The 23,334-nt window shown below is 74.1% G+C and carries 21 protein-coding genes; 6 read left to right on the top strand and 15 right to left on the bottom strand.

The annotated features are described in order from the left end of the window. Positions 1-42 precede the first annotated feature (42 nt). The gene (locus ACFY7E_RS03960; RefSeq protein WP_389480446.1) at positions 43-480 is read right to left on the bottom strand and encodes an MGMT family protein; all 438 of its coding nucleotides are present in this window, start codon (positions 478-480) and stop codon (positions 43-45) included. A gap of 245 nt (positions 481-725) precedes the next feature. On the opposite strand from ACFY7E_RS03960, the gene ACFY7E_RS03955 reads away from it, so the two are divergent. Both ACFY7E_RS03955 and ACFY7E_RS03950 read left to right on the top strand, forming a co-directional pair. Further along, positions 726-3,491 (top strand): lysylphosphatidylglycerol synthase domain-containing protein, encoded by a 2,766-nt coding sequence (locus ACFY7E_RS03955; protein WP_389480444.1) that lies wholly within the window; start codon positions 726-728, stop codon positions 3,489-3,491. An 88-nt stretch (positions 3,492-3,579) separates the two neighbouring features. Beyond that, complete coding sequence (locus ACFY7E_RS03950) at positions 3,580-5,154, top strand: alpha/beta hydrolase (RefSeq protein ID WP_389480442.1); 1,575 nt, start codon at positions 3,580-3,582, stop codon at positions 5,152-5,154. 118 nt (positions 5,155-5,272) lie between these two features. On the opposite strand, the gene ACFY7E_RS03945 is transcribed toward ACFY7E_RS03950, so the two are convergent. The 13 genes from ACFY7E_RS03945 to ACFY7E_RS03885 all read right to left on the bottom strand — a co-directional run bounded on the left by ACFY7E_RS03945 (position 5,273) and on the right by ACFY7E_RS03885 (position 20,380). Continuing rightward, entirely contained in the window at positions 5,273-5,638 is a 366-nt protein-coding gene (locus tag ACFY7E_RS03945; protein WP_389480440.1) for a PRC-barrel domain-containing protein, read from the bottom strand. A 208-nt stretch (positions 5,639-5,846) separates the two neighbouring features. Then, on the bottom strand, positions 5,847-7,025 hold the full coding sequence (gene moeZ / locus ACFY7E_RS03940) for an adenylyltransferase/sulfurtransferase MoeZ (protein ID WP_389480437.1): 1,179 nt from the start codon (positions 7,023-7,025) through the stop codon (positions 5,847-5,849). Positions 7,026-7,088: 63 nt separating this feature from the next. Beyond that, positions 7,089-7,835, bottom strand: a complete 747-nt coding sequence (locus ACFY7E_RS03935) for a spherulation-specific family 4 protein (RefSeq protein ID WP_389480434.1) — start codon at positions 7,833-7,835, stop codon at positions 7,089-7,091. After that, positions 7,823-8,794, bottom strand: a complete 972-nt coding sequence (locus ACFY7E_RS03930; RefSeq protein ID WP_125665393.1) for an NAD(P)-dependent oxidoreductase — start codon at positions 8,792-8,794, stop codon at positions 7,823-7,825. The genes ACFY7E_RS03935 and ACFY7E_RS03930 overlap by 13 nt, the downstream gene beginning before the upstream one ends. A gap of 130 nt (positions 8,795-8,924) precedes the next feature. Further along, entirely contained in the window at positions 8,925-10,355 is a 1,431-nt protein-coding gene (locus ACFY7E_RS03925; RefSeq protein ID WP_389480431.1) for a hypothetical protein, read from the bottom strand. Next, a complete protein-coding gene (locus tag ACFY7E_RS03920; protein WP_389480429.1) occupies positions 10,348-11,994 on the bottom strand; it encodes a glycosyltransferase in 1,647 nt (548 codons plus the stop codon). The genes ACFY7E_RS03925 and ACFY7E_RS03920 overlap by 8 nt, the downstream gene beginning before the upstream one ends. A gap of 190 nt (positions 11,995-12,184) precedes the next feature. Continuing rightward, complete coding sequence (locus ACFY7E_RS03915) at positions 12,185-13,882, bottom strand: dipeptide ABC transporter ATP-binding protein (protein ID WP_389480427.1); 1,698 nt, start codon at positions 13,880-13,882, stop codon at positions 12,185-12,187. Further along, on the bottom strand, positions 13,879-14,868 hold the full coding sequence (locus ACFY7E_RS03910) for an ABC transporter permease (RefSeq protein WP_389480425.1): 990 nt from the start codon (positions 14,866-14,868) through the stop codon (positions 13,879-13,881). The genes ACFY7E_RS03915 and ACFY7E_RS03910 overlap by 4 nt, the downstream gene beginning before the upstream one ends. Then, positions 14,865-15,842, bottom strand: coding sequence for an ABC transporter permease (locus ACFY7E_RS03905; protein WP_389480423.1), 978 nt, complete (start codon positions 15,840-15,842; stop codon positions 14,865-14,867). The genes ACFY7E_RS03910 and ACFY7E_RS03905 overlap by 4 nt, the downstream gene beginning before the upstream one ends. Further along, on the bottom strand, positions 15,839-17,569 hold the full coding sequence (locus tag ACFY7E_RS03900; RefSeq protein WP_389480420.1) for an ABC transporter substrate-binding protein: 1,731 nt from the start codon (positions 17,567-17,569) through the stop codon (positions 15,839-15,841). The genes ACFY7E_RS03905 and ACFY7E_RS03900 overlap by 4 nt, the downstream gene beginning before the upstream one ends. A gap of 201 nt (positions 17,570-17,770) precedes the next feature. Further along, positions 17,771-17,866: an Ms4533A family Cys-rich leader peptide gene (locus tag ACFY7E_RS03895; protein WP_324610424.1), complete on the bottom strand. Its 96-nt coding sequence runs from the start codon at positions 17,864-17,866 to the stop codon at positions 17,771-17,773. Between the two features lie 112 nt (positions 17,867-17,978). Further along, positions 17,979-19,406 carry a DUF3152 domain-containing protein gene (locus ACFY7E_RS03890; protein ID WP_389480417.1) on the bottom strand — a complete coding sequence of 476 codons (1,428 nt, stop codon included), beginning with the start codon at positions 19,404-19,406 and terminating at the stop codon, positions 17,979-17,981. Between the two features lie 8 nt (positions 19,407-19,414). Beyond that, a complete protein-coding gene (locus tag ACFY7E_RS03885) occupies positions 19,415-20,380 on the bottom strand; it encodes an alpha/beta fold hydrolase (RefSeq protein WP_389480414.1) in 966 nt (321 codons plus the stop codon). Between the two features lie 139 nt (positions 20,381-20,519). Here ACFY7E_RS03885 and ACFY7E_RS03880 point away from each other — a divergent pair, with 139 nt between their 5' ends. From ACFY7E_RS03880 to ACFY7E_RS03865, 4 genes are all read left to right on the top strand, one after another. Next, positions 20,520-20,735, top strand: coding sequence for a hypothetical protein (locus tag ACFY7E_RS03880; RefSeq protein WP_389480411.1), 216 nt, complete (start codon positions 20,520-20,522; stop codon positions 20,733-20,735). A gap of 222 nt (positions 20,736-20,957) precedes the next feature. After that, positions 20,958-21,617, top strand: a complete 660-nt coding sequence (locus tag ACFY7E_RS03875) for a TetR/AcrR family transcriptional regulator (RefSeq protein ID WP_383445816.1) — start codon at positions 20,958-20,960, stop codon at positions 21,615-21,617. Positions 21,618-21,748: 131 nt separating this feature from the next. Continuing rightward, entirely contained in the window at positions 21,749-21,976 is a 228-nt protein-coding gene (locus tag ACFY7E_RS03870; protein ID WP_389480408.1) for a DUF3107 domain-containing protein, read from the top strand. 178 nt (positions 21,977-22,154) lie between these two features. Beyond that, positions 22,155-22,433 carry a hypothetical protein gene (locus ACFY7E_RS03865; protein WP_389480406.1) on the top strand — a complete coding sequence of 93 codons (279 nt, stop codon included), beginning with the start codon at positions 22,155-22,157 and terminating at the stop codon, positions 22,431-22,433. A gap of 19 nt (positions 22,434-22,452) precedes the next feature. Here the strand turns inward: ACFY7E_RS03865 and ACFY7E_RS03860 are convergent, their stop codons facing one another. Further along, positions 22,453-23,175: a ferritin-like fold-containing protein gene (locus tag ACFY7E_RS03860; RefSeq protein WP_024759557.1), complete on the bottom strand. Its 723-nt coding sequence runs from the start codon at positions 23,173-23,175 to the stop codon at positions 22,453-22,455. Positions 23,176-23,334 lie beyond the last annotated feature (159 nt).

Here is a 23,334-nt window from a genome sequence, read left to right as displayed (position 1 = left end):
CCCGTCCGCGCCGCCCGGCCCGCGCCTCCTGGGCCGATGGCCTCACGTGTGAGTTCCGGCACCCCCGCCGGGACCCGCACCGGCGTCCGTCCCGTCGTCCGCCCCGGCCTCCGCACCCGGGACCGGCACCCCGTCCCAGCGTGCCCGCCGCATGTCGACCCTGGGCACGTGCCCCTCGGACGCCGGGCCCGCCTGCCGCAGCGGTGTGCCCTCCTCGCGGTAGTGGGCGAGGGCCCGGAGCTCGGCGCCGGGCAGCAGCGTGCCGTCCGCGCGGACCACGCGCCACCAGGGCGCCGCCCCGCCGTACAGGGCCATCACCCGGCCGACCTGGCGCGGCCCGCCCTCGCCCAGCCACTCGGCGATGTCGCCGTAGCTCATCACGCGGCCCGGCGGGATCGCGTCCGCGACGTCGAGCACCCGCTCCGCGTACGCGGGCAGCTCCCCGGCCGTCCCCTCCGGCACCTCTCCGGCCTCCCCCACGGGCCCCTCCCGCCTCGTCCGTCCCGTCCCACGGGCCCCTCCGGGCCCGTCCACCCCATCCTGCCTCACTCCACCGACATGGCCCTGATGCCTCCGTCCGGGGGCTCTTCGTGCCACCATCGTGCGGGCGGTGACTGGTGATACGAGATCAAGAGCGACAAGAGCGACAAGAGCGACACGCGGAAGAACGCGTACGGGAACGAGAACGAGAGCGACACGGCGCGCGGGCAGGGACGGACAGGGTGATGGGGCAGGACAGGCAGTCTCCCGGGGAGGGCAGGGCCGACGTGCCCGAGCGGGTCTCCGGCGACGAGCCGCTGCTCGCGGCCCGGGTCCACCGGCCCTCCGACCTGATGCGGCTGCTGGGCGGCCTGCTCGCGATCGGGCTCGTGCTGGCCGTCGCCGCGTTCGCCCACTTCACCACCTCCGGCCTGGAGAAGGACATCAACGCGGGCGCCGGCGGCGCCCCCGACCTCTTCGTCAAGATCGCCGGCCTCGTCTCCTCCATCGCCGTCCTCCTCGTCCCGGTCGCCTTCGCCATCGAGCGGCTGGTCAAGCGCGACGGGCTGCGGATCGCGGACGGCGTCCTCGCCGCCGTCCTCGCGCACGGCGTCACCCTCGCCACCGACCTCTGGGTCGCCGAGGCCGCGCCCGGCGCGATCCGGGACGCGCTGACCCAGCCGCAGTCCGGGGGCGGCCTGACCGACCCGGTGCACAACTACCTCGCCCCGGTGATCGCGTACATGACCGCGGTCGGGATGGCCCGCAGGCCCCGCTGGCGGGTGTCGCTCTGGGCGGTGCTGCTGCTCGACGCGTTCACGATGCTGGTGGCCGGGTACACCACGGCGCTCTCGATCGTCCTGACCGTCCTCATCGGCTGGACGGTGGCGTACGGCACGCTGTACGCGGTCGGCTCCCCGAACGTGCGGCCCACCGGGCAGACCCTGCTCGCCGGTCTGCGCCGGGTCGGCTTCCGGCCGGTGACGGCGCTGCGCGCGGAGGGCGTGCCCGACGCCGTCGACAGCGGGGACCGGGGCCGCCGGTACATCGTGACCCTGGAGGACGGCCCGCCGCTCGACGTCACCGTCGTCGACCGGGAACAGCAGGCGCACGGCTTCTTCTACCGCGCGTGGCGGCGGATCAGCCTGCGGACGATCACCACCCGCCGCTCCATCGTCTCGCTGCGCCAGGCCCTGGAGCAGGAGGCGCTCCTCGCGTACGCGGCGATCGCCGCCGGGGCGAACGCGCCGAAGCTGATCGCCACCTCGGAGCTCGGCCCGGACGCCGTGATGCTCGTGTACGAGCACATCGGCGGCCGGAGCCTGGACGCGCTGGACGACCACGAGATCACCGACGACCTGGTCCGCAGCGCCTGGTGGCAGGTCAAGGCGCTCCAGTCGCGCCGGATCGCGCACCGCAGGCTCACCGGGGACGCCATTCTGGTGGATCGTTCCGGCAGGGTGGTCCTCACCGATCTGCGGGGCGGCGAGATCGCGGCCGGCGACCTGGTCCTGCGGATGGACGTCGCGCAGCTGCTCACCACCCTCGGCCTGCGGGTCGGGGCCGAGCGGGCGGTCGCCGCGGCCGTCGAGGTGCTCGGCCCGGACACCGTCGCGAACTGTCTGCCGCTGCTCCAGCCGATCGCGCTGAGCCGCTCCACGCGCGCGACGCTGCGGAGGCTGGCGCGGGAGCGGTCGGCGCGGGAGCGGGAGGCCGTCCTGGAGGCCTCCGCGGCGGCCAAGCGCGAGCGGGAGCTCGCCAAGGCCGAGGCCGCCGCCCTCGCGGACGGCACGGTCGTGGACGACACGGCCGTGCTGACCGCGCCCGGGGCCGGGGCCGCGGCCGGGAGCAAGGCGGGTGCCGGAGCAGGTGCCAAGGCCGGGACCAAGGCCGGAGCCAAAGCGGGGGCCAAGGCCGGTGCCAAGGCCGAGAAGGCCGAGAAGAAGGCGGACAAGAAGGCCGAGAAGCGGGCCCTGGACACGGCCCTGGACGAGGCCCGCGAGGAGGACCTGCTCGCCCAGATCCGGCAGCAGGTGCTCCTGATCCGCCCGCAGGCCCCGGTGGAGCCGGTGCGCCTGGAGCGGATCAAGCCGCGGACCCTGGTCAGCCTGATCGCGGGCGCGGTCGCCGCGTACTTCCTGCTCTCGCAGATCGCCAGCACCCCGCTGTCGACGATCAGCCAGGCGGACTGGCGGTGGGTGGCGGCGGCGGTGCTGTTCTCGGCGCTGAGCTACGTCGCGGCGGCGATGAGCCTGCTGGGCTTCGTGCCCGAGCGGGTCGGGTTCTGGCGGACGGTGGTCGCGCAGATCGCCGGCTCGTTCGTGAAGATCGTCGCCCCGGCGGCGGTCGGCGGCGTCGCCCTGAACACCCGCTTCCTCCAGCGGTCGGGAGTCCGCCCGGGGCTCGCGGTGGCCAGCGTCGGCGCCTCGCAGCTCTTCGGGCTCGGGGCGCACATCCTGCTCCTGCTGGCCTTCGGCTATCTGACGGGGACGGAGAAGTCGCGGTCCTTCACCCCGTCGAGGACGGTCATCGCCGGACTGCTCACGGTCGCGGTGCTCGTCCTGGTGGTGACGGCGATCCCGTTCATGCGCAAGTTCGTGTCGACCCGGCTGCGCTCGCTCTTCGCGGGCGTGGTGCCGCGCATGCTGGACGTGCTCCAGCGGCCGGTGAAGCTGCTGACCGGCATCAGCGGGATGCTGCTGCTGACGGGCGCGTTCGTGCTCTGCCTGGACGCCTCGATCCGGGCCTTCGGCCACGACAGCCAGTCGATCAGCTACGCGAGCGTGGCCGTCGTCTTCCTCGCGGGCAACGCGCTCGGCTCGGCGGCGCCGACGCCGGGCGGTGTCGGCGCGGTCGAGGGCGCGCTGATCGGCGGTCTGGTGACGGTGGGGCACCTCCCGATCGAGGTGGCGACCCCGGCGGTGCTCCTCTACCGCCTGCTCACCCTGTGGCTGCCGGTCCTGCCGGGCTGGCTCTGCTTCAACTGGCTGACGAAGCGCGAGGAGCTGTAGGGGCCGCGGCGGACGGTCCGACACGCCCGGACCACCCGCTTGGCTCCCCTCCCGCGCGAACGCGCGGCCGACGGCCCACCATGGATCCATGCCGACCTCCGCAGCCCACCGCGCCGCTCTGCTCGCCGTCTCCGCCGTGCTGCTCGCCGCCGGGTGCTCGGACGGCGGGAGCGACGCCACGGAGCCGCCGAAGGAGTCGGGGCCCAGCGGGCGTCCCGCGCTGACGGCGCAGAAGCTTTCCTGGGCGCCCTGTCCACCGCCGTCCGCGGCCGAGGGCGGCGGGCCCGCGCCGTCCGCGCTGCCCGGCGGCGGCGCCTGGGAGTGCTCCTTCCTCCAGACGCCGCTCGACTGGGCGGAGCCGGGGGGCGAGACCATCGAGCTGGCCCTCATCCGGGCCCGCGCCCGGGACGCCTCGCGCCGGATCGGCTCGCTCGTCTTCAACTTCGGCGGCCCCGGCGGCTCCGGCGTCACCGGTCTGCCCGGCTTCGCCGAGGACTACGAGACCCTGCGCGGCCGCTACGACCTGGTCTCCTTCGACCCGCGCGGGGTGGGCCGCAGCGACCCCGTCGAGTGCCTCGGCGACAAGGAGCTCGACGCGTACTACGCCCTCGACTTCACGCCCGACGACACGGCCGAGGAGCGGACGCTGTCCGACGCGCAGAAGAGGTACGCGGGCGGCTGCGAGAAGGACTCGGGCCCCTCCCTGCCGCACGTCGGCACCGAGAACGCCGCCCGGGACATGGACCTGATGCGCCAGGTCCTCGGCGACGGGAAGCTGCACTACTTCGGCATCTCGTACGGCACGGAGCTGGGCGGGGTCTACGCCCACCTCTTCCCGAAGAACGTCGGCCGGGCCGTCTTCGACGCCGTCGTCGACCCGGAGGCGGGTGTCGAGGAGGGCGCCCTCGGCCAGGCGAAGGGCTTCCAGCTGGCCCTGGACAACTTCGCCCAGGACTGCGTGGACCGGGGCGACGAGTGCACGCTGCCCGGCTCCAGCGTCGCCGAGATCGAGACCTTCGTCACCGACCTCCTGGCGTCCCTCGACAAGAAGCCGATCCCCGGCATCGGGGACCGCGAGCTGACCCAGACGCAGGCCACCAACGGCATCGCGCAGGCCCTGTACTCGAAGGAGTTCTGGACCTATCTGGAGCAGGGGCTCGACGCGGCCGACGGCGGCGACGGGGCGCTGCTCCTCTCCCTCTCCGACTCGATGAACGGGCGGAGCCAGAACGGCTCGTACAGCAACATCCAGGCCGCCAACGCCGCCATTAACTGCGTGGACTTCAAGGAGCGCTACACCCTCGGCCAGGCGAAGGAGCGGCTCGGCGGGTTCCGTGAGGCCTCCCCCGTCTTCGGCGACTTCATGGGCTGGTCGCTCGCGGGCTGCTCGCAGTGGCCGGTGCCGGGCGCCTGGGAGCACCCGGACGTCTCCGCGCCCGGCTCGGCGCCGGTCCTGGTGGTCGGCAACACCGGCGACCCGGCCACGCCGTACGAGGGCGCCCGGGCCATGGTGAACGCGCTCGGCAAGGGCGTCGGCGTGGAGCTGACGTACGAGGGCGAGGGGCACGGCGCCTACAACGGCGGCAGCGCGTGCGTGAAGAAGGCGGTGGACGCGTACCTGCTCGACGGGACGGTGCCGAAGTCCGGGACCGTCTGCAAATAGGGGACCGCGAAGCGCCCGCCGAAAAAGATCTCGAAAAGCACGATGCCCACCGGCCGGAAACCGTCACGGTTTCCGGCCGGCAGGCATTCCGGGGAAATGCGGGCCTCGGGCCCGGGGGTCAGATCCGCGGACCGTGGCCGTGGTAGTAGCCGCCCACCTCGTCGTGGTAGCCCGGGTTGCCGAGGTGCTTTTCCTTGTCGAACTCGGGGGCGCTCTTGATCTCGTCCTTCGTGCGGGCGACGTACACGGTCTTGTTGGCCGTGTCGATGTGCTTCACCGTGCCCGCCGGCAGCAGGACCTCCTTGCCGAAGATCCAGACACCGGTGTCGACCACGAGGTACTGCGAGTCGACGTCGTTGGAGTGCTTGTCGACCTTCCCGATGTGGCCGTCGGTCGCCTCGACGCGGTAGTCCGTCAGGTCCGTTCCCGCGTCGTAGCCGGAGGCGGATCCGTAGTTCCACACGTTGTTTTCGGGGGTGGTCACGAGAATCCTCCTGAAACGAATGCGATTTCCGGGGTCATCGGGTCCGGCTGTCCGACCGGCCCTGCACTCCGTCTCTCTCGGATCCTCCGGCTCAAACCCGGGAATTCTCGCGCCGCCCCGTCCGGAAATGCCGAAGGGGCCGTCGACCAGGAGGATCCTCCTGGTCGACGGCCCCCGGCCGCTGCCGTGTCCGGCCGCGCGGATCCGCCTAGTAGACCGGCTTCTCGGGCTCGATCTGGTGGACCCAGCCGATCACGCCGCCGCCGACGTGCACCGCGTCCGCGAAGCCCGCGGACTTGAGCACGGCGAGGACCTCCGCACTGCGGACGCCCGTCTTGCAGTGCAGGACGATCCGCCGGTCCTGCGGGAGGTCCTGGAGGGCGGTGCCCATCAGGAACTCGTTCTTGGGGACCAGGCGGGCGCCGGGGATCGAGACGATCTCGTACTCGTTCGGCTCGCGGACGTCGATGATGTCGATGTTCTCGCCGTCGTCGATCCACTCCTTGAGCTGCTTGGGAGTGATCGTCGCGCCGGCCGCCGCCTCCTGGGCCTCCTCGGACACGACGCCGCAGAAGGCCTCGTAGTCGATGAGCTCGGTGACGGTCGGGTTCTCGCCGCAGACCGCGCAGTTCGGGTCCTTGCGGACCTTGACCTGGCGGTACTGCATCTCCAGGGCGTCGTAGATCATCAGGCGGCCGACCAGCGGGTCGCCCACGCCGGCGAGGACCTTGATGGCCTCGGTGACCTGGATGGAGCCGATGGACGCGCAGAGCACGCCCAGGACGCCGCCCTCGGCGCAGGACGGGACCATGCCCGGCGGCGGGGGCTCCGGGTAGAGGCAGCGGTAGCAGGGGCCGTACTCGGACCAGAAGACCGAGGCCTGGCCGTCGAAGCGGTAGATCGAGCCCCACACGTACGGCTTGTTCAGCAGCACGCAGGCGTCGTTCACCAGGTAGCGGGTCGCGAAGTTGTCCGTGCCGTCGACGATCAGGTCGTACTGGCCGAAGATCTCCAGCACGTTCTCGGCTTCCAGCCGCTCCTCGTGCAGGACCACGTTCACGTACGGGTTGATGCCGAGCACGCTGTCCCGCGCCGAGGCGGCCTTGGAGCGGCCGATGTCGGCCTGGCTGTGGATGATCTGGCGCTGGAGGTTCGACTCGTCGACCTCGTCGAACTCCACGATGCCGAGCGTGCCCACGCCGGCGGCGGCCAGGTACATCAGCGCCGGCGAGCCGAGGCCGCCGGCGCCGACGCACAGCACCTTGGCGTTCTTCAGCCGCTTCTGCCCGTCCATCCCGACGTCCGGGATGATCAGGTGGCGGGAGTACCTGCGGACCTCGTCTACGGTGAGCTCGGCGGCCGGCTCGACCAGGGGTGGCAGCGACACGGGGACTCCGGTGGTCGGTATGTCAGTACGGTTGTTCTCCCCGTAACACTGCCACGCCCCTTCTCATTCCGAGACACCCGGTCCGATCCGCGAGACGATTTCGTCCCAGTAGCCGGGCAGCGAGTGGAATGGGTCGTTTTGTTCCGAGCGGCCGGGACGGTCGGTGAAGAAGATCGTCCCGGCGCCCTGCCAGCGGGCGATCCGCAGGGCCTCGTCGAGGTGGGTCCGCGGGACGCCGTGCACGAGGTGGACGAACTTCGCCTCCGTGTACGCGGCGGTCCACTCGGCCACCTGCGACCAGCGGTAGTCCGTCCAGGCCCCGGAGAAGGTCACCAACTGGTCGGCGGCCTCGGCGTACCCGGGGTGGGGGTGGGTGCCGTGGCCGAGGACGAGGTGGGCCTCGCCGCCGAGGACGGCCTCCAGGGTCGCGCAGACCCGCCGCACCCCGGCCAGGTCGGCCCGGTCGGCGGGGCAGCGGTCCAGGTAGTAGCCGTCCACCCGGTACCAGTCGAGGAAGCGGTGGGCGTCCGTGACGAGTTCCCCGAAGGGCCGGGAGCCGCGGGCGGCGTCCAGGTGCCCGAGGACCCTGACCCCGGCGTTGCGGAGCTTCCCGGCCGCCTCCAGGCAGTGCGGGTCGGGGCGGCTGCCCGGCCCGTCCGCGACGTTGAGCACGGCCCAGTGCAGGGGGGTGCCGGGGCGGGTCAGCTCGGCCCACTCGACGGGGGCGAGCAGCGGGTGGGCGTAGCCGGGGACGCCCACCCCCAGGGCCTGGACCGCTCCGGTGGCCGTGGCGCCCGTCAGATGCGACACGCCGCCTCCATCCAGATGTCGGCGAGCGACTCCTCCAGGTTGATCCGGGGCCGCCAGCCGAGCCGGTCGCGGGCGGTGCGCACGTCGGCCTGCTGCCAGGGCCCGCAGCCGTCGGGGTACGGGTAGGGGGCGGAGGCGAGCTGGTCGGCGATGGTCCCCTCGGTGCGGGGGGCGCCGATCATCGGACGCTGCGGGATGCCGTGCGGGGCGTCCAGCTCGTTGAGGTTGCCGGAGTAGCCGGCGACCCGGGCCAGGACGGCGGCGGCGTCGCGGAGCCGGACCGCGCGGCCGGTGCCGATGTTGACGACGCCCTGGGCGGCGGAGAGCGAGGCCGCGTGGACGGCCCGGGCCACGTCCCGCACGTCGACGAAGTCCCGCTGCACGCCGAGGCCGCTGAGCTTGAGCTCGCCGTCCCCCGCCTGCATGGCCCGGCGCATCGCCTCGGCGAGGCGGCCGAGCGGGGAGCCGGCGGGGGTGCCGGGGCCCACGGGCGAGAAGACCCGCAGGACGACGGCGTCGAGGCCCGAGCCGAGGACGAGTTCGGTCGCGGCCAGCTTGGACACGCCGTACGGGCCGCCGGGGCGGGGCACGGCGTCCTCGGCGGTGGAGGAGCCGGGCTGGCTCGGCCCGTACTCCGAGGCGCAGCCGACCTGGACGAGCCGGGCGCCGCAGCCGCTGCGGCGCAGGGCCTCGCAGACGGTGGCGACGGCGACGGTGTTGTGCCGGGTCAGGTCGCGGGCGCCGCCGCGGGTGGCGCCGGCGCAGTTGACGACGACTCCGGGGTGGACGGCGTCGAGGAAGCGGGTGAGCGCGCCGGGGCTGCCGGACGCGAGGTCGAACCGCACGTCGGCGTCGTCGCCCCGGCCCAGGGCGGTGAGGTGGACGGCCGGGTCGGCGAGCAGCCGGTCGGCGACGAAGCGGCCGATGAAGCCGTTGGCTCCGAGCAGGAGGACCCTCATCGCGCGGCCCCTTCGTGCCGACCGGCCGTTTCTCGGGATTGCGGGGTCATGGTCTTCGTTCTCCTTGCGGGGTGATGAGAGGGGTGGCGGGGTGCGCCCGCGGTGTCGGCTCCGCGGGTGCGCGGGGGGTTCACGGGGCGGCGTGGGCCGAGGCCCGGGTGAGGGAGCCGGTCGCGTGGGCCAGGAGGCCGAGCGCGGCGGCGCCGCAGACGAGGGTGGGGACGGCCCCGGGACCCCAGGCGTCGACGAGGGTGCGCACCGGGACGGCGAGCGCGTCGAAGCCGGGGGCGGGGAGGCGGGAGGAGAGGACGCTCGCGAGGGCGAGCGCCTCGGCGGCGCAGGCCGCGGCGAGGGCGGCCGAGGCCGTCTCGGGGTGGCCGTGGACGGTGAGGAGGCGGGCGAGCAGGAGGAGCGCGCCGAGGGCGAGGGCCCCGGGGCCGGCCCCGGTGGGGACGAGGAGGGCGGTGAGGGCGAGGAGTTGGAGGGTCAGGGTGCCGAGGAGCAGCGGCCGGACGGCGGCGGCGAAGTCGGCGAGGCCCCGGCTGCCGGCGATCCGGCGGCGGGCCCGACGGGCGAAGAGGTGGGCGCACCAGGCGGCGGGGGCGACGGCGAGCGCGAGACCGAGGAGGGGCCCCGGGGTGAGGTCCCAGGCCCCGTCGGGGCCGCCGGTGAGCGCCTCCGCGAGGAGTCCGTCACCGCCGGCCGCGTACGCCAGGAGCCAGAGGGTCCAGAGTCGGGCGGCGGGCGCGGTCCGCCCGCCGGGCGCGCGGAGGGGGCCGCGCCGGACGGCGAGGAGCAGCGCCCCGCCGAGACCGAGGGCCCCGGCGGCGCCGACGGCGGCGCGCACGGGCCCGTGGGTGAGGGCGAGGCCGAGCCCGGCGAGCGCGGCGGCGGCGCCGGGCGCGAGGACGGCGAGCGCCCAGGGGGCGACGGGTTCGGGCCGGGCCCCGGCGGCGGCCCCCGTCTCCTCCGTGCCGCGCGGCACGCGTGCGTACAGCTCCTCGGCGAGCGAGAACACGTCCCGGTGCCGGTAGCGCGCGGCGGTCCGGTCGGTGAATCCCCGCGCTTCGAGTCCGGCGGCCACTTCGAGGGCGTCGACGGCCCGTTCGCACAGCTCCCGGTGCCGGTGCACGAGCACGCGCACGGGGTCGGCGGTGCCGTGCCGGGGGCGGGGGGTGGGAGCGGCCGCCTCGGGCACGGGCGCCGTGTCCGGGGCGGCGTCCGGCGCGTCCCGGTCCACCGACGGCCCGTGCGCGTGCTCGTACGCGCCTTCGTTCCCGTACGCGTGCTCGTGCGCGTGCTCGTTCCCGTGCCCGGTCGGGGGCCGCGGCGGTTCGGCGGACCGTTCCTCCCGGTCCTCTCGGGGGGCGGGGGCGGTCGGGTCGGGCCGCAGGGGTGTCGCCGTGGCCGCCCCCGGGGCCCGGACTATCCCGGACGGGGGGTCCTCGACGGTGCCCGCCGTGAGGGCGGGCGCGCCGAGGAGGATCTCGGCCCGGGCGTCCCGGGCTCCGGGGCTCGGCGGGGCGGCGGAGCCGCGCATGGGGTCGTCTCCTTCAGGCATCGGGGGCTCCCGCGGTCACGGCCCCGGGGTGCCAGCTGCCCGGCACGTGCGCCTCGGCGGGGTGGGCGAAGAGGGCTCCGTCGCCGGGGCGGTGGCGCACCGGCGCGCGGGAGAGGAGTTCGAGGTAGATGCCGCGGAAGGCGGCCAGGTTCTGTTCGACGGTGAAGAGTTCGAGCGCGCGGGCGCGGGCGGCGGCGCCGAGCCGGTGCCGGCGCCCGGGGTCGCGCAGCAGCGCGAGGCAGGCGTCGGCGAGCGCCCGGGGGTTGCGCGGGGGCACGACGAGCCCGGTGCCGCCGATGATCTCGACGACCGCGCCGACGTCGGTCGAGACGGTGGCCCGCGCGCAGAACATCGCCTCGACGAGACCGGCCGGGAAGCCCTCGACGACGCTGGAGAGCACGACGACCGCGGCGGAGGCGTACGTCTCCTCCAGGGTGGGCGCCTCCGGGCCGCCGAGCTCCTCGAAGGAGACGGGGTTCTCGCCGACGGCGTGCGCCCCGGCGGCCTCGTCGGGGAAGAGCTGCGCGGCGAACGCCTCGCAGTGGGCGAGGTACGCCTCGGCGCCCGGGTCCCGCGCGGGGACGGTGACGATCCGCAGCCGGGCGTCGGGCTGCCGGGCCCTGAGGTCGGCGAAGGCGTGCAGCAGGGCGACGAGGTCCTTGGCGGGTTCGGCGCGGCCGACCCAGACCAGGGTGGTGGGGTCGCCGCTCTCCTCGTCCTCGCCGACCCCGTCGAAGCGGCCGGCCGCCATGCCGGGGTGGACGGTGCGGACGCGGTCCCGGTCGGCGCCGCACTTCTCCTGCCAGCGGCGGGTGTGGGCGTTGCCGGGGGTGAGCAGGGCGGCCCGCCGGTAGACCTCGGCGGTGAGCCGCCCGTGGAGGGAGGCGAGCAGGGCGCGCAGGGGTGCGGAGCGGTCGGCGCCGGCGGCCGAGAGGTAGTGGGCGCGGAGCGGGACGCCGTACTCGGTGACCAGGAGCGGGGTCCCGAAGAAGTGTGCGGCCAGGAGTCCGGGGAGGGCGGTGGTGCCTCCGGCGGCGGCGTGGCAGAGGTCGGCCGCGCCGAGGGCGTCCTCCTCGTACCAGTCGAGGGAGAGGGGGCGCAGGACCCGCTCCAGGTGCTCGGCGAGGGCGAGGTGGTCGGGGAGTCCGGCGGCGGCCGCGCCCCGGCGCGCGCCGGGCGCGCGGCAGGCGGCTTCGAGGGCGCGGACGGCGTCGTCGGAGCGGAGCGCGCCGGGCAGTCCGCCGCGCTCGCGGGCGAGTTCGGCGAGCGCGTAGAGCCCCTCGGCGAAGGCGTCCGTGCCGTCGGCGGCGCCCTCCTCCGCGCAGAGGCCGGTGGCGAGGCGCTCGTACGCCCCGGTGAAGCGGTGTCGGTCACGGCGGCCGTAGGCGCGGCGGGCGGCACGGGCCGTGCCGGACGCGGCCCGTTCGAGGAGACCGGCGGAGGCGTCCCCGGGGTCGGCGGCGCGGACGAGCCGGGCGTTGGGGGGCAGCGGCGGAGGGGCGCCGGCGGGGGACGGGCGGCCGACGGCGTACAGGTCGAACCGGTGCTGTGCGAGACCGCGCACGAGCCGCTCGCACCAGACCCCGGACTCACCGGTGGCGTACGGGTGGACACCCTCCGTGAGCAGTCCGATCCGCACGAGCGCACCCCCGATCTCCCTTGACGGCGGCCACCGTTGGTCCGGTGACTCCCAGCGGGAAGAACGTAAACAAAGAAGTCGGTGGCGCGACGGACGGTTGTCCGTCGCACCACCGGAAGGGGTGAATGCTCGTAACTTTCCCCCCCCGGTCGCGTTCTGTCGCGGTATGCGGCGGAACGATCACGGAGGGTCAGGCGACGGCCAGCTCCTGGCCCTGCTTCCCTAGCCGCTCGCGGCGCTGTTCCCGGCGCGCCGCCGCGAGGACCGGGTCGAGCGAGGGGACGGCGGCGAGCAGCTGCCGGGTGTACGGGTCCCGGGGCGTCCCGTACACCTCCTCGACCGTGCCCTGTTCGACGATCCGGCCGCCGCGCATGACGGCGACCCGGTCGCTGACCCGGCGGACGACCGCGAGGTCGTGGGCGACGAAGACGAGTCCGAGGCCGAGTTCGGCCTGGAGCTCGGCGAGCAGCGCGGTCACCTGGGCCTGGGTGGTGACGTCGAGCGCGGAGACGGGTTCGTCGCAGACGATCAGGCGGGGCTCGGCGGCGAGGGCGCGGGCGATGCCGACGCGCTGGCGCTGGCCGCCGCTGAACTCGTGCGGATGGGCCTCGTACCGGTCGGGGTCGAGCCCCACCCGGTCGAGCAGCTCCCGCACCCGGTCCCGGATCCGCCGCTCGTCGCGCTCCCCCGCCGTCCGGAGCGGGTCGGCGATCGACTCGCCGACGGAGCGGCGCGGGTTGAGGGAGGCGACGGGGTCCTGGAAGACCATCTGGAGCTCGCGGCGGTACGGGCGCAGCTCCCGCTCCGGCAGGGCGCCGATCTCCGCGCCCCGGTAGCGCAGCCGGCCGGCGGTCGGGTCGAGGAGCCGGACCAGCATCCGGCCGAGGGTGGTCTTGCCGCTGCCGGACTCCCCGACGACGCCGAGGGTCTCGCCCGCGCGGACGGTGAGGGAGATGTCGTCGACGGCGGTCACGGCCCGCCTGCCGCGCCCGAACTCCCGCCGCAGACCGTCCGCTTCGAGGAGCACCTCCCGCTCCCGCGACGGTTCCCTGAGCGGCCCGTCGAGCCGGGGCACGGCGGAGAGCAGCTTCCGCGTGTACGGCTCCGAGGGCGCGCCCAGGAGGCCGGCGACGGGGCCGCGCTCGACCTCGCGCCCGTCGCGCATGACGAGCACCTCGTCGACGCTCTCGGCGGCCACGCCCACGTCGTGGGTGACCAGGAGCAGCGCGGTGCCGGTCTCGCGGCGCAGCTCGTGCAGCAGGTCGAGGATCTGGGCCTGCACGGTGACGTCGAGGGCGGTGGTCGGCTCGTCGGCGACGAGGAGCCGGGGCTCGCAGGCGAGGGCCATCGCGATGAGGGCGCGCTGCCGCATGCCGCCGCTGAACTCGTGCGGGCGGGCGCGGGAGCGGCGGGCCGCGTCGGGGATGCCGACCCGGTCGAGGACGTCCACGGCGCGGGCGCGGGCGGCCTTCCGCGAGCCCCCGGCGTGGATCCGGTACACCTCGGCGATCTGGTCGCCGACGGCGTAGTAGGGGTCGAGGGAGGACAGCGGGTCCTGGAAGACCATGGCGGCGACGCCGCCGCGCAGGCGCCGCAGGTCGCCGGGGCCGGCGGTGGCGACGTCGATGCCGCCGACGCGCACGGAGCCGGTGACCCGCGCGCCGGTTCCCCGGTGGAGGCCGAGGAGGGCGCCGGCGACGGTGGACTTGCCGCTGCCGGACTCCCCGACGAGGGCGAGCGCGCGGCCCTCGGCGAGGGTGAGGGAGAGCCCGTCGACGGCGCGTACGGAGCCGCCGTCGCGGTCGAACGAGACGGACAGGTCCCGCACGTCGACCAGAGGGGCTTCGGTCGCGGACGGGGCCGGTCCGGAAGCGGTCGCGGTCGTCACGTCAGGACCACCCTTCGGTCGGCGGCCGCGTACAGCAGGTCCGCGAGGACGTTGGCGAGGACGACGGCCGTGCCCATCACCATGACCACGCCGACCACCACGGGCAGGTCGATCTGGCGGACCCCGTCGATGAGGGTCTTGCCGAGGCCGGGGATGCCGAAGAGGGACTCGGTGAGCACGGCCCCGCCGAACATCGAGCCGAGGTCGACGGCGCTGATCGCGATCACCGGCGGGACGGCGCCGCGCAGGGCGTGCCGGGTGACGACGGACCGCTCCCCCACCCCGTAGGCGCGGAAGGTCCGGATGTGGTCCTCGGCGAGCGTCTCCAGGGTGGAGGCGCGGGTGAGGCGGGCGTACTTGGCGGATTCGAAGAAGCCGAGGGTGATCCAGGGCAGCAGCATGTTCCAGGCCCACTGCTCGGGGTCCTCGCCCAGCGGCACGTAGCTGGGGAAGGGCAGCCACCGGAGGTGGGCGCAGACGGCCATGAGGAGGAGCAGGCCCAGGATGAAGACGGGCGTGCCGGTGCCGGCGAGGGTGAGCACGGTGAGGACGCGCTCGGTGATGCCGCCCCGGCGCAGCGCCGAGAGCAGTCCGGTGCCGACGCCGACGAGGAGCCAGACGACCATGGCGCCGAGGGCGAGGGAGGCGGTGGCGGGCAGGCGCTCCAGGACGAGCCGGGTGACCTGCTGGTCGCTCTGGTACGACAGGCCGAGGCAGGGCGCGTCGCAGTGCACGACGGAGGTCCCGGTGGAGTAGTCGCGACCGGTGAACACGCCCTGGAGGAAGTGCAGGTACTGCGCGAACACGCTCTGATCCAGGCCGAGTTGCTCGCGCACCTGGGCGATCTGCTGGGGGTTGCAGCGCTCGCCGCAGGCCAGCCGGGCGGGGTCGCCGGGGGCCACGTAGAAGAGCGCGTACACGAGGACCGAGAGCGCCAGGAGGACGAGCGCGGCACCCGCGAGCCGCTTGAGGACGAAGCGGGTCATCGGGAGGACTCCTTACGGGTGCCCACGCGCAGCCGGCTCGCCTCGCGCGGGTCGAGGGCCGTGCGGACCGCGTCGCCGAGGACGGTGGAGGCGAGCACGGTGGTGAAGAGCAGTCCGGCGGGCAGCAGGACGTACGCCGGGTCGGCGCGGAACCAGGTCTGCGCGGTCGACAGCATCTGTCCCCAGGACGGGGTGGGCGGGGTGACGCCGACGCCGAGGAAGGAGAGGGACGCCTCGACGACGATGTTGGTGGGGACGAGGATCGCCGCGTAGGTGATGACGGGGGCGGCGAGCGAGGGCAGCAGCTCCCGGCGTGCGGTCCGCCACCGTCCGGAGCCGGCGAGGCGGGAGGCGGCGACGAAGTCGAGGCTCTTGAGGGTGAGCGTCTGGGCGCGCACGATCCGGGAGGTGCCGGCCCAGCCGAGGAACCCGATGACGAGGATCAGGAGCAGCGGCCGGGGGAAGTCGCGGGGGACGACGGCGGTCAGCGAGATGGCGAGGACCAGCATCGGGAGGGCGACGAGGACGTCGGTGGCGCGGCCGAGGACGGTGTCGACCCAGCGGTTGCCGAGTCCGGCGGCGAGGCCGACGAGGACGCCGATCAGGATCTGGACGGCGGTGGCGCCGATGCCGACGAGCAGCGAGATCCGGGCGCCGTACAGGAGCCGGACGAACAGGTCGCGGCCGGTGCCCGGTTCGACGCCGAGCCAGTGGTCGGCGCTCGCGCCGCCGAAGGAGCCGTACGGGACGCCGCCGCGCGCCGAGTCCACGAGGTCGTCGTGGTACGCGTACGCGTCCTGGCCCTCCAGGGCGGCGAGCAGCGGCGCGGCGAGGGCGAGGAGGACGAGCAGGAGCAGGACGGCGAGGGAGGCGAGGGCGGCCGGGCGGGTGCGCAGCCGGCGCCACACCTGCCGGGCGGCGCCCGTGGCGGGGATTCCCGCCACGGGCGCCGGCGCGTCGGTCGGGGTGGTCACTTGACCGCGACCTGCGAGACGTCGAGGACTCCGGTCCAGTCGCTGATGACGACGTTCTTGACGTCCTTGCCGACGAGGCGCTTGTAGACCGGGTGGAAGAGCGGCACGTCGAGCGCCTGCTCGCCGATCTTCCGGTCGAGGGCGCCCCAGCGCGGGGCGGCGGCCTTCAGGTCGGTCAGCTTGTTGATCTCGTCGATCTCCTTGTTGACCGCCGGGTCGTCGAGCTGCGCGTGGTTGTAGTTGGAGCCGTTGGTGACGATCTGGCGCCCGTCGAAGATCGGCGCGAGGAACGGGCCGCCGGCCGGCCAGTCGGCGCCCCAGCGGGAGAGGAAGAAGCCGGGGGCGTCCTTGACGCTCCAGCGCTTCTCGTTGAAGGAGTTGGGCTCCTGGCCGTCGAGCTCGACGGTGATGCCCGCCTTGCCGAGGGCCTCCTGGACGGCGGTGGCGATCTCGGGGCTGGTAGCCCGGTTCTGGGCGGTGGAGTGCAGCAGGGTGACGGTGAGCCCCTTGGGGAAACCGGCCTCCTTGAGCAGCTGCTTCGCCTTCTCCGGGTCGCCCGTCTTCCCGGCCGGGAAGTGGTCGTACGGCGTGAAGCCGAAGGCCTTCTGCTCGGGCAGGAAGGTGGTGGCGGGCTCGGCGAGCGAGGAGCCGCCGGCGGCGTTGACGACGCTGGTGCGGTTGACCGCGTACGCGACGGCCTGGCGGACCTTCGGGTTGTCGAAGGGCTTCACCTTCGGGTTGAAGGCGATGTAGTTGGTGAAGCCGAAGTGGCCGGTGCCGACGCGGGCGGCGAGCGCCTTGTCGGAGCCGATCTGGGCGAGTTCGGCGGGGCCCAGGTTGGTGTCGGTGGTGACGGCGGCGGCGTCGGCGCCGGAGGAGGCGGCGAGGCGCTGGTTGATGACGGCCTCGTCGAGCCCGGACCGGACGTCGATCTTGTCCGGGTAGGCCTTGCGCTCCTCGTCGGTCCCGGGGTCCCAGTGCTCGTTGCGCTCCAGGACGAGCCGCTCGCCGTCGTTCTCGTTCTCGACGACCTTGTACGGACCGGAGGAGACGGGGTGCTCCTCGTACTTCGCGCCCTTGTCCTTGGCCTTGGGGACGGGGGCGAACTGCGTCTGGGTGGCGACGAAGGGGAACTCGCCCTCGGGCTTCCTCAGCTTGAAGACGATGGTCTTCGGGTCGGGGGTGACGATCGACGCGAGGCCCTCGGGGTCCTTGTAGGGGCCCTGGTAGGTGTCGCCGCCGACCAGCCAGTCACGCAGATAGGGGGCGCCGCCGGAGAGCTCGGCGGCGAAGGAGCGCTCGATGCCGTACTTGACGTCGGCGCTGGTGATGGGCGTGCCGTCCTCGAACTTCAGCCCGTCCTTGAGGGTGTACGTCCACTCGGTGGCGTCCTTGTTGGGACGGCCGGTGTCGGTGGCCAGGTCGGGGACGACCTGGGTGCCGGCGGCGCCCGCCTCGCGGTTGCGGGTGGTGAGCGTGCGGAAGACGAGGGAGGGGACGTTGCCGCCGCCGGAGGTGTAGAGGCGGGCGGGGTCGAAGTCGGTCTGGGCCTCGGCGTTGAGGACGGTGAGCGTGCCGCCCTTCTTCGGTGCGGCCGAGCCCTTGCCGGAGGTGCCGTTCCCGGCGCCGGCGTCCTCGGGTCCCGCGCAGGCGGCGGCGCCCGAGGCCAGGACGACACTGACGGCGGCCGCTGCCACGCGGCGGGAAATGACGGACGGTTGACGCATCGGGAAAGACCTCTCGGAACAACTGCGGTGACGGGAAAGGGAGTTCCACGCGGGCAGCGGCGAGAGACGGCGTTCACGGGAAGTCGCCGAGCGTTCCTGACACAGGGGGGAGCCGCGCCCACGGGGACGGGAGCCCGGGCGCGGAAGGGCATCGGCCGGTGCGGGGAGACGCGAAGGGGCCGATCTGCGCTCGGGCAGCGGTCAGCGACAGAGAACGTCGGACACTGCATGTCCGGACACGCCGATGAGCGCCAGCTCGATGGCGGCGCACTCGGAGACGGCGTGACGGGTCGACATGCCGAGAAATATGGACGAACACGCGAGCGATGTCAACGCGTTTCGCACTGCTTTTGAGACAAGCGTCTCGGCATGTGATCGACCATGGGGCGGCCGCCGACCGGGGGGTGTCTCAACTCCCGGGGTACACCCACGGGTTGGGTCGGCAGCGAATGCCGTCGATGTCCAGGGACTTGGTCTGCTGCTGCATCACGGGGGCGAGCGCGCCGGGGGTGCGGCAGGACACGTGGTTGTGCCCGAGGCGGTGGCCGACCTCGTGGTTGATGAGCATCTGGCGGTAGGCGTGCATGGCCTTGGGCCCGAAGGTGCTGGAGCCCCTGGCCCAGCGGAACGCGTTGATCATCACGCGCTCCGTGGAGGCGGAGTCGCAGGACACGTTGTCGACCGTCGTGTCGAGCCCGGACTTGCGGCACCAGTCGGCGGTGGTGCCGGGGCTGGCGAGCGTGATGACGAACTCCGCCTCCCCGGCGGCGATCCGCTCGAACGTCATCGCGCCGTCGCCGGCCCAGCTGCGCGGGTCGTTGAGGGTCTTCTGCACGGCGTCGGCGAAGAGCTCCGGGTCGAGCCCGATCCCCTTCTCGACGTCGACGCGGTAGCGGACGAGCCGCCCCTTCCCGGGCGCCTTCTGGAAGCCCCGGACGGCCTCGAAGGCGCCGGCCCCCTTCAGCCGGGGGTCGATGGGGAACTGCCGGGTCATCAGCTGCTCGTACGTGGGCGCCGGGGCCTTCGAGGGCAGCGCGGGGAGCGCGGGGAGCGTCGGGGTGGTCCGGCCCTCGGAGCGGGAGGCGGAGGAGTCGTCCACGGTCCGCTCGGCCGGTTCCCCGGCGGCGCGCGGGGTGAGCGCGGGCACGTCCCTGTCGGTGACCTGTCCGGCGACGACGACGGCGAGGACGGTGGCGACGGCGGCGGCCGCGACCCCGGTGAGGGTGCGGCCGAGTCCGCCCCGGCCGGCCGCGCCCTCGGCTCCGGGCCCGTCCTCGTGACGGGGCCCGGGGACGAACGGCTCCTGCTCGTCGGCCCGTTCGGGCTCGGCGGTCAGCGTCCGACCGCGCCGACCGCCGTACGGAGCGGGACGCGCCCCACCCTCTTCGTGCTGCGGATGCCCACCGCGCACGGCACCCGCCCGGCGAACGGGGGTGCCGTGGGCGGGGGTTCCATGTGCCGGGGTCCCGTGAGCCGGAGTCCCCTGCGCGGAGGTCTTGTGGACCGGGACGCCTCGCGCGGGTGTGCCGTGGGCGGGCGTACCGTGCGCCGGGGTTCCGTGCGCGGGAGTCCCGTGCGTCGGCGTGCCGTACGCCGCGGGCCCCCGTGCGGAAGCACCGTACGGAGGCGATCCGCACACCGGTGTCCCGGCGGCCGGTGTGCCCGTCGGGTCCTGTCCTTCGTCGGTCGCGGCCGCGGTCCTGCGGCGGCGGCCCGTGCCGGGGGCCGGTCCGGTCGCGTCCGGCTCCGCCCCGGTCCGTCCCCGCTGCCCCTCGTCCCGCGCCCGGCCGGTGTCGGCCGGTGAGGGCGCGGCGCCCTTGCGGCTGTGTCGTCCCACGCCCCGGATCAGCTCCCGCCGTGATCGGCGATCAGTTCCCGGACGGCCTGGGCGACCGTCTCGGGGTACTCCATCATCGCCACGTGCCCCGCGTCGGGCAGGGTCAGCAGGCGCGAGCCGCGGAAGGCGGTGGCCGCCCTCCGGGCCATCCGGAACGAGACGAGCCGGTCGCGCGCGCCGTAGACCAGCAGCGTCGGGGCGAGGACCCGCTCGGCCTGCCGCCACAGCCCGTGCTGCCCGCCGAGGGTGTACGCGTCGACGATGCCGCGCGAGGAGCGGGCCATCGCGTCCCAGAAGTACGGGAGCTCCAGGCGCCGCTCCATCTCCTCGACCGCGTGCAGGAAGCCCTCGTCGGTCACCTGGCCGGGGTCGCCGTAACAGAGCGCCATGACCCCGCGGACCCGCTGCTCGGCCGTCCAGTCCCGGGTGAGCCGGGCGAAGAAGGAGGAGACGCCGGGCAGCGCGAGCAGCGCGGTGGGCCAGGCGCTGCGCTGGGCGCGCAGCTCGGGCAGGGCCGGCGAGATCAGGGTGAGGGTGCGGACCAGGTCGGGCCGGACGGCGGCGACGCGGGTGGCGACGGCGCCGCCCAGCGAGTTGCCGAAGAGGTGGACCGGTCCGCGCCGCTCGGAGTCGAGGAGCCGGATGACGGCGCGGGCGTGCCCGGTGACCGAGTAGTCGCCGTCCGCGGGCGGCGGGGAGACGCCGAAGCCGGGCAGGTCGACGGCCTCGCCGTCGACCGTGTCCGCGAGCAGCGGCATCAGGGCGGACCAGTTCTGCGAGGAGCCGCCGAGGCCGTGGACGTACAGCGCGGGCGGCAGTCCCGGCCGGTTGCCGGGCCGGGCGCGGACGATCAGGCCGAGGCCGGGCAGGGCGACGGAGCGGAGCTCCTCGCCGTCGGCGACCCGTACGGTGCGGGACCGCGACGCGGGTGGTGCGGCGGCGGTCCGGGTTTCCGGCAGCTCGGTCGAGGACATGGCCGCAATATTACGAGACGATCACGCGCCCCCGCGTGTGGGTGCGGTCACAAGTCCGTGTGCGGCGGGGCGCGTGTACTCCTAGGCTCGAAGGGAAGCCGTGGGGCAGGACCTCGATCCGTCTACCGGAGGGAGCCGCATGACTGTCGATCCGACCGAGCCGGACACGTTCGCCGAGGAGGAGGTCGTCGAGTTGCACGAGGAGACGCCGGAGGCCGACGCCGCCGAGCAGCACACCGAGCTCCGGCCGAGCGAGGACGAGCCGCTGACCCACGTCGAGCGCGAGTCGGCGAACGAGGCCGACGCGTCCGAGCAGGCCCGCGTCGTCGCCCTGGACGAGGACGACTACCGCTGAAACGCCCGGACGCACACCCGGGCGGAAGCGCGTACGGACACGGAGGCGGCCGTCGCCGGACCGCCCGCGTCACCGATTCGTTCGGTTCAATCCTGAACCGGCTGTCGACCCCGGTGTCCGGTCCGTGAAATTCTGCGTCCGCACCGCGCACAGCCGGGTTACCCAAAAGTACGATGGCGGCGCGTCGCTACAGCGCGCATGGATCGAAACTTGGGAGGCCGCGTGAGCGCCATCGAGCAGACAGAGGCAGCACGCCCTCGGGGCACGCGCCTGCCGCGACGTGCCCGACGGAACCAGCTGCTCGGCGCGGCCCAGGAGGTCTTCGTCGCCCAGGGGTACCACTCCGCCGCCATGGACGACATCGCCGAGCGGGCGGGCGTCAGCAAGCCGGTGCTGTACCAGCACTTCCCGGGGAAGCTGGAGCTCTACCTGGCCCTCCTGGACCAGCACTGCGAGTCCCTCCTCCTGGCGGTGCGCACCGCCCTGGCCTCCACGACGGACAACAAGCTCCGGGTCGCGGCGACCATGGACGCGTACTTCGCCTACGTCGAGGACGAGGGCGGCGCGTTCCGGCTGGTCTTCGAGTCGGACCTGACCAACGAGCCGGCCGTGCGCGAGCGCGTGGACCGGGTCAGCCTCCAGTGCGCCGAGGCGATCTCCCAGGTGATCGCCGAGGACACCGGCCTGTCCAAGGACGAGTCGATGCTGCTCGCCGTGGGCCTCGGCGGCGTCTCCCAGGTCGTGGCCCGCTACTGGCTGTCGAGCGAGTCCCCCATCCCCCGCGACAAGGCGGTGGAGCTGCTCACCTCGCTCGCCTGGCGCGGCATCGCGGGCTTCCCGCTCCACCCGGCCGACGGCCTGCTGAGCGCCGAGGGCCACTGACCCCGCCTCCCGGCGCGTGTTCGCTCCTGGCGTGCGGCGACCGCACCGTGCGCCTCCCCTCACCGGGCTAATGTGTGCAGCGTACGGCGCGGATGAATCGCGCAACGCTGACCGTTCGGAGGGACATAGCCGTGGAGGTCAAGATCGGCGTGCAGCATGCGCCCCGGGAGATCGTTCTGGAGAGCGGGCAGTCCGCCGAGGAGGTCGAGCGCGCGGTTGCCGACGCGCTGGCCGGCAAGACGCAGCTGCTCAGCCTCTCGGACGAGAAGGGCCGCAAGGTCCTCGTTCCGGCCGACAGGATCGCGTACGTGGAGCTCGGCGAGCCCGCCGTCCGCCGCGTGGGGTTCGGCGCGATCTGAGCCCGGGAGTGACGGGAAGGGCCCGGCGGACCGTCCTCGGTCCGCCGGGCCCTTCCGTGTGTCCGTGTGCCCGTATGCCCACGTCGGGTGGTACGGGAGGATTGCGCGCCGAACGCCACGGGTAGGTACGACCTCGACCGCACCACCCGCCCCGCACCCCTCGCGAGGTGATCCCCCGATGTACCTGGAAGCCCTCGGCTCCGCCCTGTTCGGTCTCGTCCTGGCGTGGGCCGCCGTGCACCGGCTGCCCGATCGCCTCCCCGGCCGGGGGCTCGTCCTCGTCACCGGCGTGCTCGGCGGGGTGTTCGGCGCGTTCGTCACCCACGGGGCGCTCGGCCCCGGTCACCCCTTCGCGACCCTGGTGGGCGCCGTGGCGGTGGCGGCGGTCGTGCTGTCGCTCCTGGTCCGCCCCCGCCCCCGCGCCGCGCACCGACTGCGCCGATCAGCGACGGTCTGAGCGCCGCCGCCCCGCACGATCAGGCGGCGAGGCCCAGCGCGGCCATCCGCTTGGTGTGCGCCTCGGTGATCCGGGAGAACATCCGGCCGACCTCCGCGAGGTCGAAGCCGTCCGCGACGCCGCCGACCAGCATGGTGGAGAGCGCGTCCCGCTCGGCCACCACGCGCTGGGCCTGGGAGAGCGCCTCGCCCATCAGCCGGCGCGCCCAGAGCGCGAGCCGGCCGCCGACGCGCGGGTCGGCGTCGATCGCGGCGCGGACCTTCTCCACGGCGAAGTTGCCGTGGCCGGTGTCGTCGAGCACGGAGAGCACCAGGCCGCGCGTGTCGGAGTCGAGCCGGGCCGCGACCTCCCGGTAGAAGTCGCTGGCGATCGAGTCGCCCACGTACGCCTTGACCAGGCCCTCCAGCCAGTCCGACGGCGCGGTCTGGCGGTGGAAGTCGTCGAGCGCCTTCGCGAAGGGCTCCATGGCCGCCGTCGGCTCCGCGTCGACGGCCGCGAGGCGGTTCCGGAGCTGCTCGAAGTGGTGGAACTCGGCCGAGGCCATCTTCGCCAGCTCCGCCTTGTCCGCGAGGGTCGGCGCCAGCTTGGCGTCCTCGGCGAGCCGCTCGAAGGCCGCCAGCTCCCCGTAGGCGAGGGCGCCGAGGAGGTCGATCACGGCGGCTCGGTACTGCGGCTCGGCGGATGCCGTCGCCCAGTCCTCGGCGGCGATCCCGGTGGGTGTGGCGTTGTCAGGCGTCTCCATGGAGCGCACAATAGCCCGCCCGTAGGGCCCGGGAAGGTCCTGGTCAGTCAGTGTGACCGTGCCCTCATCACGTTTTCCCCCGACACACATGCGCGATTCCGGGGTACAGTGGTAAGGCGCCTGCCGAGTATGCGGACATGCTTTCGTACGTTCGGACGT

The organism is Streptomyces sp. NPDC012825, assembly GCF_042900925.1.
In the GTDB taxonomy this organism is placed as follows: Bacteria; Actinomycetota; Actinomycetes; order Streptomycetales; family Streptomycetaceae; genus Streptomyces.
The sequence above is the reverse complement of the archived record's forward strand: the minus strand, read 5'-3'. Positions and strand labels throughout refer to the sequence as shown.